Below are 12,926 nucleotides of genomic sequence, written 5' to 3'. Positions count from 1 at the left end.
TCAGGCTCCTTGAGCATTGCGAGATCTACGCAACGCACTGCGCAGCTGCTCGTGCCAACGCGGGCGTTTACGGGGTGGGACATGGTCGACACCACCGGCGGACCACGGATTGCACCGCAGGATCCGCCAGCCGGTCAGAACCGTCCCCTTCACCGCACCATGCCGGTCGATGGCCGTGAACCCGTAGTGCGAGCACGAGGGGTAATAACGGCACACCGGCCCGAGCAGCGGACTGATCGTCCACTGGTACAGCTTGATCAATGCGAGCAGCGGGTACTTCATCGAGCCACGCCTCCCAGGAGCCGCGACAGGGCGGCATCCAGGTCCCGGGCCAGTTCGCCGACACCGGCATCACCCGCGCCGGGCAATGCCCGTACCACCACCAGGCTACCGGCGGGCAGCTGGGACAGCCGCTCGCGGACAAGATGGCGCAAACGGCGCTTCACCCGGTTACGGACGACGGCGCCACCCACGGCCTTGCTGACGACGAAACCCGCACGCGTCGAGGGATCGATCTCCCCCGGCTCGTGCGGGTCCGTTGCACCGCTTGTACGTAGGTGGACGACGAGGAGCGGGCGACCAGCCCGACGACCTCGACGTACCGCGCTCGCGAAGTCCTCGCGCCGCCTCAGCCGATTCTCGGGAGACAGCACGACGTCACGACCTGCGCGTTGTTACGCGGAGAGGGCGGCGCGGCCCTTGCTGCGGCGGTTCGCCAGGATCGCGCGACCGGCACGGGTACGCATCCGCAGGCGGAAGCCGTGGGTCTTGGCACGACGGCGGTTGTTCGGCTGGAAGGTGCGCTTGCTCACTCGGGGGCTCCAGAGAATAAATCGTTGTGGCGGGACATCGCCTGGCTGTCACCGTGCGCCCACGAGGAAACTCGCGTGTTCGCCCGAGTGGCACCGCTAAACGATCACAAAAGGTGATCTTCGCCCATCGGTAGGCAGGCGGCAGCAGCCATCGACAACTCGACCTCGTTACGGTACGCGCGGCTACGCCATCCGGTCAAACCGAGCCTACGTGGCCCCACACTGTGCACAGGCTGTGGACAACGACTTGAACCGTACCCGTCGGCCTGACTACCGTTGTCTGATCCCGGATTTTTTGTCCCGACCGTCCCAAAGAACCACACATTCGTGGGACCCCTGTGAGAGAGCGTGCTCTGTGGCTGACGTACCTGCCGATCTTGCCGCAGTGTGGCCAAGGGTGCTCGAAAAGCTCCTCGGGGAGGGACAGCAGGCGATCGAGCCCAAGGACAAGCAGTGGGTCGAACGCTGTCAGCCTCTGGCTCTCGTCGCCGACACCGCACTTCTCGCCGTCCCCAACGAGTACGGCAAGCGCGTCCTGGAGGGCAGGCTCGCCCCGCTGATCAGCGATGCGCTCAGCCGTGAGTGCGGCCGCCCGATCCGCATCGCCATCACCGTGGACGACTCCGCCGGCGAGCCCGCGCCCCTGCCCGCGCCCGCGCAGCAGCGTCCCGAGTCGTACGAGCCGTACGGCGGCCAGCGCCCGGGCGGCCCCGGCGGCCCTGCCGACGACCAGCTCCCGACCGCCCGCCCCGCCTACCCGGACTACCAGCAGTCGCGCCCCGAGCCCGGCTCCTGGCCCCGCGGCGGCCAGCAGGACGACTACGGCTGGCAGCAGCCGCGCCTCGGCGGCTTCCCCGAGCGCGACCCGTACGCCTCCCCGCAGCCGGGCTACCTCCAGCAGTCCGAGCCCGGCGGATACGAGCAGCAGCAGTACGAGCAGCAGCAGTACGAGCCCCGCCCGCAGCAGTCCCATCAGTACGAGCAGCAGTCGTACGAGCAGCCGGCCCCGCGCCCGGCGCCCGGCCGGCCCGCGCCGCCCCCGGCCCCGTCCGGCGGCTCCACGTCGGGCCCGCTCGAGCCGACTGCCCGGCTGAACCCCAAGTACCTGTTCGACACCTTCGTCATCGGTGCCTCCAACCGCTTCGCGCACGCCGCCGCGGTGGCCGTCGCCGAGGCGCCCGCCAAGGCGTACAACCCCCTCTTCATCTACGGGGAATCGGGTCTTGGCAAAACGCATCTGCTGCACGCCATCGGGCACTACGCGCGGAGCCTCTACCCCGGCACCCGGGTGCGGTACGTGAGCTCCGAGGAGTTCACCAACGAGTTCATCAACTCGATCCGCGACGGCAAGGGCGACGCGTTCCGCAAGCGTTACCGCGAGATGGACATCCTGCTCGTCGACGACATCCAGTTCCTCGCGAGCAAGGAGTCGACGCAGGAGGAGTTCTTCCACACCTTCAACACGCTCCACAACGCCAACAAGCAGATCGTGCTGTCCTCCGACCGGCCGCCCAAGCAGCTCGTCACCCTCGAGGACCGGCTCCGCAACCGCTTCGAGTGGGGCCTGATCACCGACGTCCAGCCGCCCGAGCTGGAGACCCGTATCGCGATCCTGCGCAAGAAGGCCGTCCAGGAGCAGCTCAACGCCCCGCCGGAGGTACTGGAGTTCATCGCCTCCCGCATCTCGCGCAACATCCGCGAGCTGGAGGGGGCGCTGATCCGGGTCACGGCGTTCGCGAGCCTGAACCGGCAGCCGGTCGACCTGGGCCTGACCGAGGACGTCCTCAAGAACCTGATTCCGGGCGGCGAGGACTCCGCGCCCGAGATCACCGCGTCGGACATCATGGCGGCCACCGCCGACTACTTCGGCCTCACCGTGGACGACCTGTGCGGCTCCTCGCGCAGCCGCGTCCTGGTCACCGCCCGGCAGATCGCCATGTACCTGTGCCGGGAGCTCACGGACCTGTCCCTGCCGAAGATCGGGGCGCAGTTCGGCGGCCGCGACCACACCACCGTCATGCACGCGGACCGCAAGATCCGCGCGCTGATGGCGGAGCGGCGCTCCATCTACAACCAGGTCACGGAGCTCACCAACCGCATCAAGAACGGCTGAGCCGGCTCTCCCCGCCGCGGGCCCCGTGCACGAGCCGTGCACGGGGCCCGCGGGCGCACTCACAGGGCTGTGCGCGGGCCGTCAGGGCCTCTTCAAACGCATCCAGAGGGCGCTTCCGGGGTACTTCGGGGGCGCCCTTCTTCGTCCGCGCGCCCCTGACCTGTTCGAATACGCCCCCTGTGGAGCAACTCATCCACAGATTCCCGGACTTTCCTCCGTCCACAGGCTGGGGACGGCTTCCGTCGCCCACAATCTGTCCACAGGGGTGCAGCATGAGGCTCCATCAAGCCTGGTCAGCTGCCTGTGGAATTGTGCGCAAGCGTCATCCACAGGCTGTGGACAGAAACTTCATCCACAGGCTCATCCACTCCTCTGTCCACCGCCGACCCACAGGTTGCCGGATCCTGTGCACAGGATCCGACGAGTTACCCACACCGTTGTCCACTGTTCGGCAACATCGCACCCCCCGTCACTGCCCCGAGTGAAAGCCGTCACACAGAAGTCGACGTTTGGGCTGTGGAGTACCGGGGGAAAGCTGGGGACACACCTGTGGAGTAGTCGGGGTCACCTGGGGATGGCCTGTGCAGAACTTTTCGTTCTCCACAGAGACACCGTGTTGTCCACCGGTGTCACCCACAGGGCCGGTGGATAAAAAACGCGGGTTGACCTGCGAGAACGGGCTTATCCACCGTTTCCACAGGCCCTACTACTACCCCCATAGAGAGTTAGGCCGGTTTCGGTTTTCAAGCGGGTCCTGTGCACAACTCGGTGGGGACGCCTCCCCGACACCTCGCTCCCGACTTGACCTCCGGCAGCACCGACTGTCGGCGCCGTACGTCAGACTGGTCCCCGGCAACGAGGCCCCGAGCCAGCCAGGGCATCGAGGCATCGAGCCGACGACGAAGGCCGGCAGACGAGCGAGCAACAGCAGGAGGCGGTTCCGGTGAAGATCCGGGTGGAGCGCGACGTACTCGCGGAGGCGGTGGCCTGGGCTGCCCGTAGCCTCCCGGCCCGGCCGCCGGTGCCCGTTCTCGCGGGCCTGCTGCTGAAGGCCGAGGAGGGCACCCTGTCCCTCTCCGGCTTCGACTACGAGGTCTCGGCCCGCGTCTCCGTCGAGGCGGACGTCGAGGAGGACGGCACCGTCCTCGTCTCCGGCCGGCTGCTCGCCGACATCTGCCGCGCCCTCCCCAACCGCCCGGTGGAGATTTCCACAGACGGTGTACGGGCGACCGTGGTCTGCGGCTCCTCGCGATTCACACTCCACACCCTGCCTGTGGAGGAGTACCCGGCGCTGCCGCAGATGCCGACCGCGACCGGCACCGTGCCCGGTGAGGTCTTCGCCTCCGCCGCCGCCCAGGTCGCCATCGCCGCCGGCCGCGACGACACGCTGCCCGTGCTGACCGGTGTCCGCATCGAGATCGAGGGCGACCGCGTCACCCTGGCCTCCACCGACCGCTACCGCTTCGCGGTCCGCGAGTTCCTGTGGAAGCCGGAGAACCCGGACGCCTCCGCCGTGGCCCTGGTGCCCGCCAAGACGCTCCTGGACACCGCCAAGTCCCTGACCAGCGGTGACACCGTCACCCTGGCGCTCTCGGGCTCCGGCGCGGGCGAGGGCCTCATCGGCTTCGAGGGCGCCGGCCGGCGCACCACCACCCGCCTGCTCGAAGGCGACCTGCCGAAGTACCGCACGCTGTTCCCGACGGAGTTCAACTCCATCGCCGTGATCGAGACCGCCCCGTTCGTCGAGGCCGTCAAGCGCGTGGCCCTGGTCGCCGAGCGCAACACCCCGGTCCGCCTCAGCTTCGAGCAGGGCGTGCTGATCCTGGAGGCCGGCTCCTCCGACGATGCACAGGCTGTGGAACGTGTGGACGCCAAGCTCGAGGGCGACGACATCTCGATCGCCTTCAACCCGACGTTCCTGCTGGACGGCCTGAGCGCGATCGACTCCCCGGCCGCGCAGCTGAGCTTCACCACGTCCACGAAGCCGGCGCTGCTCAGCGGCCGCCCGGCGGTCGACGCCGAGGCCGACGAGGCGTACAAGTACCTGATCATGCCGGTGCGCCTGTCCGGCTGACGCACGCCCACGTCGGGCCCGGTCTCGCAGGCTGCGGGGCCGGGCCCGACGGCGTTCGCCCCGCGCACGCCCCCCAAAACCGTTCAGCGCCCCGTACGGGCTCCCGTACGGCCCGCCCCTGGAGCGCCCGTGGGGCCGGGCGGCACGGCCCGGCGTAGGCTCGGAGCCTGGGTGTCCCCGGGGATTCCGGGGAACCCGGCACAGACGGCCACAACGCTTAAGGAACCACCTGATGGAGCTTGGTCTCGTCGGTCTCGGCAAGATGGGCGGCAACATGCGCGAGCGCATCCGCCGCGCAGGCCACACCGTCATCGGATACGACCGCAACCCGGACCTCGCCGATGTCCACAGCCTGCGGGAACTTGTGGACAGCCTGCAGGCCCCCCGCGTCGTGTGGGTGATGGTCCCGGCGGGCGCGGCGACGCAGTCCACCGTCGACGAGCTCTCGGAGCTGCTCTCGATCGGCGACATCGTGGTCGACGGCGGCAACTCCCGCTGGACCGACGACGAGAAGCACGCCGGGGAGCTGGCGGCCAAGGGCATCGGCTTCGTCGACTGCGGTGTCTCCGGCGGCGTGTGGGGCCTCGAGAACGGCTACGCGCTCATGTACGGCGGCGCGAAGGACCACGTGGCACGGGTCCAGCCGATCTTCGACGCCCTCAAGCCGGAGGGTGAGTTCGGCGCCGTGCACGCGGGCAAGGTCGGCGCGGGCCACTTCGCGAAGATGGTCCACAACGGCATCGAGTACGCCATGATGCAGGCCTACGCCGAGGGCTGGGAGCTGCTCGAGAAGGTGGACTCGGTCACCGACGTCCGCGAGGTCTTCCGGTCCTGGCAGGAAGGAACGGTCATCCGTTCCTGGCTGCTCGACCTGGCCGTGAACGCGCTGGACCAGGACGAGCACCTGGAGCAGCTGCGCGGCTTCGCGCAGGACTCGGGCGAAGGCCGGTGGACGGTGGAGGCGGCGATCGACAACGCCGTGCCGCTGCCCGCGATCACCGCCTCGCTCTTCGCGCGGTTCGCGTCCCGCCAGGACGACTCGCCGCAGATGAAGATGATCGCCGCGCTGCGCAACCAGTTCGGCGGCCACGCGGTCGAGAAGGCGTAGCCGCCCGCCGAAGAGGCACGGCACCACAGCAGCACAGAGCAGAGCAGCAGGAAGCCGGGGGAGGTCGGCGTCGCATGCATGTTTCGCATCTCTCACTGGCCGACTTCCGCTCGTACGCCCGGGCCGAGGTTCCCCTCGACCCGGGCGTCACGGCCTTCGTGGGCCCCAACGGCCAGGGCAAGACGAACCTGGTCGAGGCCATCGGCTACCTGGCGACGCTGGGCAGCCACCGTGTCTCCTCGGACGCCCCGCTGGTACGGATGGGCGCGGACCGGGCGGTCATCCGCGCGGCCGTCACCCACGGCGAGCGCCAGCAGCTGGTGGAGCTGGAGCTGAACCCGGGGCGGGCGAATCGCGCCCGGATCAACCGGTCCTCGCAGGTCAGGCCCCGGGACGTACTGGGCATCGTACGGACGGTGCTGTTCGCGCCGGAGGACCTGGCCCTGGTGAAGGGGGACCCCGGGGAGCGCCGGCGGTTCCTCGACGAGCTCGTCACGGCCCGCTCGCCGCGGATGGCGGCGGTCCGGTCGGACTACGAGCGGGTGCTCAAGCAGCGCAACACCCTGCTGAAGTCGGCGGCGATGGCCCGCCGGCACGGCGGCCGCTCCATGGACCTCTCCACCCTCGACGTATGGGACCAGCACCTCGCGCGCGCGGGCGCGGAGCTGCTGGCGCAGCGCCTCGACCTGATCGCGACGCTGCTGCCGCTTGCGGACAAGGCGTACGAGCAGCTCGCACCCGGCGGCGGCCCGCTGGGGCTCGCGTACAAGTCCTCGGCCGCCGGCGAGGCCGGCGAGACGGTGGACAGCGGTACGGCGCGCACGCGCGAGGCGCTGTACGAGGTGCTGATGGCGGCCCTGGCGGAGGTGCGCAAGCAGGAGATCGAGCGGGGCGTGACCCTGGTGGGCCCGCACCGCGACGACGTGCTGCTGCGCCTCGGCGACCTCCCGGCCAAGGGGTACGCGAGCCACGGTGAGTCCTGGTCGTACGCGCTGGCGCTGCGCCTGGCCTCGTACGAGCTGCTGCGCTCGGAGGGCGCCGAGCCGGTGCTGATCCTGGACGACGTCTTCGCGGAGCTGGACGCACGGCGCCGGGAGCGGCTGGCGGAGCTGGTCGCTCCGGGCGAGCAGGTGCTGGTGACGGCGGCGGTGGACGACGACGTTCCGGGTGTCCTGGCGGGAACCCGGTTCGGGGTGTCCGGCGGTGAGGTGACCCGGCTGTGAGCGACGAGAAGAAGGAACCGCGCAAGGTCCCGGAGCCCTCGGGCGTGGACCTCGCGCGGCAGGCGCTGGCGGCGGCCCGGGAGCAGGCGCGGGCCCGCGGCAATGCGGCCGGGGCGAAGAAGGGGAGCCGGCAGCCGGGACTGCGCTCGGGTGCGCGCGCGGACGGCCGCGACCCGATGCCGTTGATGGCGGCGCTGGACCGGCTGCGCACGGAGCGCGGCTGGGAGATGCCGATGGCGGTCGCGGGCGTGATGGAGCGCTGGCCGGAGATCGTCGGGCCGGAGATCGCGGCCCACTGTGAACCGGACCGGTACGAGGACCGTGAACTGGTCGTGCGGTGTGATTCCTCGGCATGGGCGGCGCAGCTGAAGCTGCTGGCCCCGCAGCTGGTGGCGCGGCTGAACGCGGACCTGGGGCAGGGCACGGTCCGGATGATCAAGGTCCAGGGCCCGGGCGGACGCCCGAAGCGGTACGGACCGCTGCGCTCGCCGGGCAGTACGGGCCCGGGGGACACGTACGGATAGCCGCGCGGCCGCGCCCGCCGCGGTCCGTGGGAGGGCCGGTCCACGGCCCGGCATACCGGTCGGTGCGTCTCTTTCGCGCACCCGGTGCGCCCGTCGTCCCGGGTGGCGTCCCTCACGGTAGCGGGAGGTTGACAGGCCGAAGCGCTGGATGCCCGTGTGAGCCTCTTTGAGCCCCTTCCCGGATATGGGGAGTCGGAGAGAGGAGGTTCAGGGCGGCACATGCGGACTCAGGTACCGGCAAACCCCCATTCATGTCCGTGGTACCGGTAGACTGAAGCGAATCCCGCCCGCTTGCGGGATTCGCTGATACACGCTGACAACGCAGATCGACGCAGCCGCTCCTGCTTGCATGCCTGCTGGCCCGGAGTACGGCCTGTGCTGTGCCAGAAAGGGCGCTTCGTGGCCGATTCCGGCAACCCCAACGACAACCAGTCCACAGCCGGCGAGAACGGCGAGGTAACCGCCTCGTACGACGCCAGCGCGATCCAGGTCCTCGAGGGCCTGGACGCGGTCCGCAAGCGGCCAGGCATGTACATCGGCTCGACCGGTGAGCGCGGGCTGCACCACCTCGTGTACGAGGTGGTGGACAACTCGGTCGACGAGGCCCTGGCCGGGCACGCGGACACCATCGACGTGACGATCCTCGCCGACGGCGGTGTGCGGGTCATCGACAACGGCCGTGGCATCCCGGTCGGCATCGTGCCGTCCGAGGGGAAGCCGGCGGTCGAGGTCGTCCTGACGGTCCTGCACGCGGGCGGCAAGTTCGGCGGCGGCGGCTACGCCGTCTCCGGCGGTCTGCACGGTGTGGGTGTGTCCGTCGTGAACGCCCTGTCGACGAAGGTCGCGGTCGAGGTCAAGACCGACGGCTACCGCTGGACCCAGGACTACAAGCTCGGTGTCCCGACGGCGGCCCTCGCGAAGAACGAGGAGACCGACGAGCACGGCACGTCCGTGACGTTCTGGGCCGACGGCGACATCTTCGAGACGACCGAGTACTCCTTCGAGACGCTGTCGCGGCGCTTCCAGGAGATGGCCTTCCTCAACAAGGGCCTGACCCTGACGCTGACCGACGAGCGCGAGTCGGCGAAGGCCACCGTCGGCGCCGACGACCCCGACGCGGACACGGCCGAGCCCACCGCGCGCACGGTCAAGTACTACTACGAGGGCGGCATCGTCGACTTCGTGAAGTACCTGAACTCGCGCAAGGGCGAGCTCATCCACCCGACCGTCATCGACGTCGAGGCCGAGGACAAGGAGCGCATGCTCTCGGTCGAGATCGCGATGCAGTGGAACTCGCAGTACACGGAGGGCGTGTACTCCTTCGCGAACACGATCCACACCCACGAGGGCGGTACGCACGAAGAGGGCTTCCGCGCGGCGCTGACGGGTCTGGTGAACCGTTACGCGCGCGACAAGAAGCTGCTGCGGGAGAAGGACGACAACCTCGCCGGTGAGGACATCCGCGAGGGTCTGACGGCGATCATCTCGGTCAAGCTGGGCGAGCCGCAGTTCGAGGGCCAGACGAAGACCAAGCTGGGCAACACGGAGGCCAAGACCTTCGTGCAGAAGGTCGTCCACGAGCACCTCAACGACTGGTTCGACCGCAACCCGGTCGAGGCCGCGGACATCATCCGCAAGTCGATCCAGGCGGCCACGGCGCGCGTCGCGGCCCGCAAGGCCCGTGACCTCACCCGCCGCAAGGGTCTGCTGGAGAGCGCCTCGCTGCCGGGCAAGCTGTCCGACTGCCAGTCGAACGACCCGACCAAGTGCGAGATCTTCATCGTCGAGGGTGACTCGGCCGGTGGCTCCGCGAAGTCCGGCCGCAACCCGATGTACCAGGCCATCCTGCCGATCCGCGGCAAGATCCTGAACGTCGAGAAGGCCCGTATCGACAAGATCCTCCAGAACACCGAGGTCCAGGCGCTGATCAGCGCCTTCGGTACCGGTGTGCACGAGGACTTCGACATCGAGAAGCTCCGCTATCACAAGATCATCCTGATGGCGGACGCCGACGTCGACGGCCAGCACATCAACACCCTGCTGCTGACCTTCCTGTTCCGCTTCATGCGGCCGCTGGTCGAGGCCGGTCACGTGTACCTGTCGCGCCCGCCGCTCTACAAGATCAAGTGGGGCCGGGACGACTTCGAGTACGCGTACTCGGACCGCGAGCGCGACGCCCTCGTCGAGCTCGGCAAGCAGAACGGCAAGCGGATCAAGGAAGACTCGATCCAGCGCTTCAAGGGTCTGGGCGAGATGAACGCCGAGGAACTGCGCGTCACCACCATGGACGTCGACCACCGCGTGCTCGGCCAGGTCACCCTGGACGACGCGGCCCAGGCCGACGACCTGTTCTCCGTGCTCATGGGCGAGGACGTCGAGGCGCGGCGCTCCTTCATCCAGCGCAACGCCAAGGACGTTCGGTTCCTCGACATCTGAGTCGGCCTCCGCTGACCGCCTGAAAGGACTTCTGACCAGCAATGGCCGACGAAACCACCCCCACCGCCGAGAATCCCGCGGAGGAGCAGCCCGTGCTGCGCATCGAGCCCGTCGGGCTCGAGACGGAGATGCAGCGCTCCTACCTCGACTACGCGATGTCCGTCATCGTCTCGCGCGCGCTGCCCGACGTACGGGACGGCCTCAAGCCGGTCCACCGTCGTGTGCTGTACGCGATGTACGACGGCGGCTACCGGCCCGAGAAGGGCTTCTACAAGTGCGCCCGCGTCGTCGGTGACGTCATGGGTACGTACCACCCGCACGGTGACAGCTCCATCTACGACGCCCTGGTCCGCCTGGCCCAGCCGTGGTCGATGCGGATGCCGCTGGTGGACAGCAACGGCAACTTCGGCTCCCCGGGCAACGACCCGGCGGCCGCGATGCGCTACACCGAGTGCAAGCTGATGCCGCTGGCCATGGAGATGCTCCGGGACATCGACGAGGAGACCGTCGACTTCACGGACAACTACGACGGCCGCAACCAGGAGCCGACGGTCCTGCCGGCCCGCTTCCCGAACCTGCTGGTCAACGGCAGCGCCGGCATCGCGGTCGGTATGGCCACCAACATCCCGCCGCACAACCTGCGCGAGGTCGCGGCCGGCGCCCAGTGGGCGCTGGAGCACCCGGACGCCTCGCACGAGGAGCTGCTCGACGCGCTCCTGGAGCGGATCAAGGGTCCTGACTTCCCGTCGGGCGCCCTGGTCGTGGGCCGCAAGGGCATCGAGGAGGCGTACCGGACCGGGCGCGGCTCGATCACGATGCGCGCGGTGGTCGAGGTCGAGGAGATCCAGAACCGCCAGTGCCTGGTGGTCACGGAGCTTCCGTACCAGACCAACCCGGACAACCTGGCGCAGAAGATTGCCGACCTGGTCAAGGACGGCAAGATCGGCGGCATCGCCGATGTCCGCGACGAGACCTCGTCGCGGACGGGCCAGCGTCTGGTGATCGTGCTCAAGCGCGACGCCGTCGCGAAGGTCGTGCTGAACAACCTGTACAAGCACACCGACCTCCAGACGAACTTCGGCGCGAACATGCTGGCGCTGGTGGACGGCGTGCCGCGCACGCTGTCGATCGACGCGTTCATCCGCCACTGGGTCACGCACCAGATCGAGGTCATCGTCCGGCGGACGAAGTTCCGCCTGCGCAAGGCGGAGGAGCGGGCGCACATCCTGCGCGGCCTGCTCAAGGCGCTGGACGCGATCGACGAGGTCATCGCGCTGATCCGGCGCAGCAACACCGTCGAGATCGCGCGCGAGGGCCTGATGGGCCTCCTGGAGATCGACGAGATCCAGGCCAACGCGATCCTCGAGATGCAGCTGCGGCGCCTGGCGGCCCTGGAGCGGCAGAAGATCGTCGCCGAGCACGACGAGCTCCAGGCGAAGATCAACGAGTACAACGCGATCCTGGCCTCGCCGGAGAAGCAGCGCTCGATCGTCAGCGAGGAGCTGGCGGCCCTCGTCGAGAAGTTCGGCGACGACCGGCGCTCCAAGCTGGTGCCCTTCGACGGCGACATGTCCATGGAGGACCTGATCGCCGAAGAGGACATCGTCGTCACGATCACGCACGGCGGCTACGTCAAGCGCACCAAGACCGAGGACTACCGCTCGCAGAAGCGCGGCGGCAAGGGCGTGCGCGGCACGAAGCTGAAGCAGGACGACCTGGTCGACCACTTCTTCGTCTCCACCACGCACCACTGGCTGCTGTTCTTCACGAACAAGGGCCGGGTCTACCGCTCCAAGGCGTACGAGCTGCCGGACGCCGGCCGCGACGCCCGCGGGCAGCACGTGGCGAACCTGCTGGCCTTCCAGCCGGACGAGAAGATCGCCCAGATCCTCGCGATCCGCGACTACGAGGCGGCTCCGTACCTGATCCTGGCCACCAAGGGCGGCCTGGTGAAGAAGACGGCGCTCAAGGACTACGACTCGCCCCGTTCGGGTGGTGTGATCGCCATCAACCTCCGCGAGACGGAGGACGGCAGCGACGACGAGCTGATCGGCGCCGAGCTGGTGTCCGCCGAGGACGACCTGCTGCTGATCAGCAAGAAGGCGCAGTCGATCCGCTTCACGGCGACCGACGACGCGCTGCGCCCGATGGGCCGCGCGACCTCGGGCGTGAAGGGCATGAGTTTCCGCGAGGGTGACGAACTGCTCTCCATGAGCGTGGTCCGGCCCGGTACGTTCGTCTTCACCGCGACCGACGGCGGTTACGCCAAGCGGACGCCGGTCGACGAGTACCGCGTCCAGGGTCGTGGTGGTCTGGGAATCAAGGCCGCGAAGATCGTGGAGGACCGCGGGTCGCTCGTCGGTGCGCTCGTGGTGGACGAATCGGACGAGATTCTCGCCATCACGCTCGGCGGTGGTGTGATTCGTACGCGAGTCAATGAAGTCAGGGAGACCGGCCGTGACACCATGGGCGTCCAGCTGATCAACCTGGGCAAGCGCGATGCCGTGGTCGGTATCGCTCGTAACGCCGAGGCCGGTCAGGATGCTGACGAGGTCGAGGAGACCGAGGCAGCCGAAGGACAGGCCGCCGAGGCCGCCGAGGGCACGCAGCCCTCGGCCGGGGAGCACGAGGAGTAA

General features: G+C 68.9%; 9 protein-coding genes and 2 pseudogenes. 8 read left to right on the top strand and 3 right to left on the bottom strand.

Features of this window, described 5'->3' with window-relative positions:
• The 3 genes from yidD to rpmH are packed head-to-tail and all read right to left on the bottom strand — an operon-like array spanning nucleotide 1 to nucleotide 812.
• Complete coding sequence (gene yidD / locus ACZ5WG_RS10050; protein WP_078613072.1) at nucleotides 1–282, bottom strand: membrane protein insertion efficiency factor YidD; 282 nt, start codon at nucleotides 280–282, stop codon at nucleotides 1–3.
• Nucleotides 279–653: a ribonuclease P protein component gene (gene rnpA, locus ACZ5WG_RS10045; protein WP_468721992.1), complete on the bottom strand. Its 375-nt coding sequence runs from the start codon at nucleotides 651–653 to the stop codon at nucleotides 279–281. The genes yidD and rnpA overlap by 4 nt, the downstream gene beginning before the upstream one ends.
• Nucleotides 654–674: 21 nt before the next feature.
• Nucleotides 675–812, bottom strand: coding sequence for a 50S ribosomal protein L34 (gene rpmH, locus ACZ5WG_RS10040; RefSeq protein WP_018547628.1), 138 nt, complete (start codon nucleotides 810–812; stop codon nucleotides 675–677).
• Nucleotides 813–1,167: 355 nt separating this feature from the next.
• Between rpmH and dnaA (ACZ5WG_RS10035) the strand changes: the two are divergent.
• The 8 genes and pseudogenes from dnaA (ACZ5WG_RS10035) to gyrA all read left to right on the top strand — a co-directional run.
• A pseudogene (dnaA, locus tag ACZ5WG_RS10035) lies at nucleotides 1,168–1,771 on the top strand (chromosomal replication initiator protein DnaA); the annotation flags it as partial.
• Between the two features lie 41 nt (nucleotides 1,772–1,812).
• Nucleotides 1,813–2,925: pseudogene (dnaA, locus tag ACZ5WG_RS10030) on the top strand (chromosomal replication initiator protein DnaA); the annotation flags it as partial.
• Nucleotides 2,926–3,868: 943 nt separating this feature from the next.
• Entirely contained in the window at nucleotides 3,869–4,999 is a 1,131-nt protein-coding gene (dnaN, locus tag ACZ5WG_RS10025; RefSeq protein ID WP_030153167.1) for a DNA polymerase III subunit beta, read from the top strand.
• Nucleotides 5,000–5,231: 232 nt separating this feature from the next.
• Nucleotides 5,232–6,107: a phosphogluconate dehydrogenase (NAD(+)-dependent, decarboxylating) gene (gnd, locus tag ACZ5WG_RS10020; RefSeq protein ID WP_468721991.1), complete on the top strand. Its 876-nt coding sequence runs from the start codon at nucleotides 5,232–5,234 to the stop codon at nucleotides 6,105–6,107.
• Between the two features lie 74 nt (nucleotides 6,108–6,181).
• Nucleotides 6,182–7,330 carry a DNA replication/repair protein RecF gene (gene recF / locus ACZ5WG_RS10015; RefSeq protein WP_468721989.1) on the top strand — a complete coding sequence of 383 codons (1,149 nt, stop codon included), beginning with the start codon at nucleotides 6,182–6,184 and terminating at the stop codon, nucleotides 7,328–7,330.
• Nucleotides 7,327–7,854: a DciA family protein gene (locus ACZ5WG_RS10010; RefSeq protein WP_468721988.1), complete on the top strand. Its 528-nt coding sequence runs from the start codon at nucleotides 7,327–7,329 to the stop codon at nucleotides 7,852–7,854. The genes recF and ACZ5WG_RS10010 overlap by 4 nt, the downstream gene beginning before the upstream one ends.
• A 375-nt stretch (nucleotides 7,855–8,229) precedes the next feature.
• Entirely contained in the window at nucleotides 8,230–10,290 is a 2,061-nt protein-coding gene (gene gyrB, locus ACZ5WG_RS10005) for a DNA topoisomerase (ATP-hydrolyzing) subunit B (protein ID WP_468721987.1), read from the top strand.
• A gap of 41 nt (nucleotides 10,291–10,331) precedes the next feature.
• A complete protein-coding gene (gyrA, locus tag ACZ5WG_RS10000) occupies nucleotides 10,332–12,926 on the top strand; it encodes a DNA gyrase subunit A (protein WP_468721986.1) in 2,595 nt (864 codons plus the stop codon).

It is taken from the genome of Streptomyces sp. NPDC032745 (assembly GCF_055579465.1).
The sequence above is the reverse complement of the archived record's forward strand: the minus strand, read 5'-3'. Positions and strand labels throughout refer to the sequence as shown.

Excerpts from the sequence above, each read along its gene's own strand:
- gnd (WP_468721991.1), top strand. The coding sequence starts at position 5,232 with ATGGAGCTTGGTCTCGTCGGTCTCGGCAAGATGGGCGGCAACATGCGC.
- recF (WP_468721989.1), top strand. The coding sequence starts at position 6,182 with ATGCATGTTTCGCATCTCTCACTGGCCGACTTCCGCTCGTACGCCCGG.
- gyrA (WP_468721986.1), top strand. The coding sequence starts at position 10,332 with ATGGCCGACGAAACCACCCCCACCGCCGAGAATCCCGCGGAGGAGCAG.
- yidD (WP_078613072.1), bottom strand. The coding sequence starts at position 282 with ATGAAGTACCCGCTGCTCGCATTGATCAAGCTGTACCAGTGGACGATC.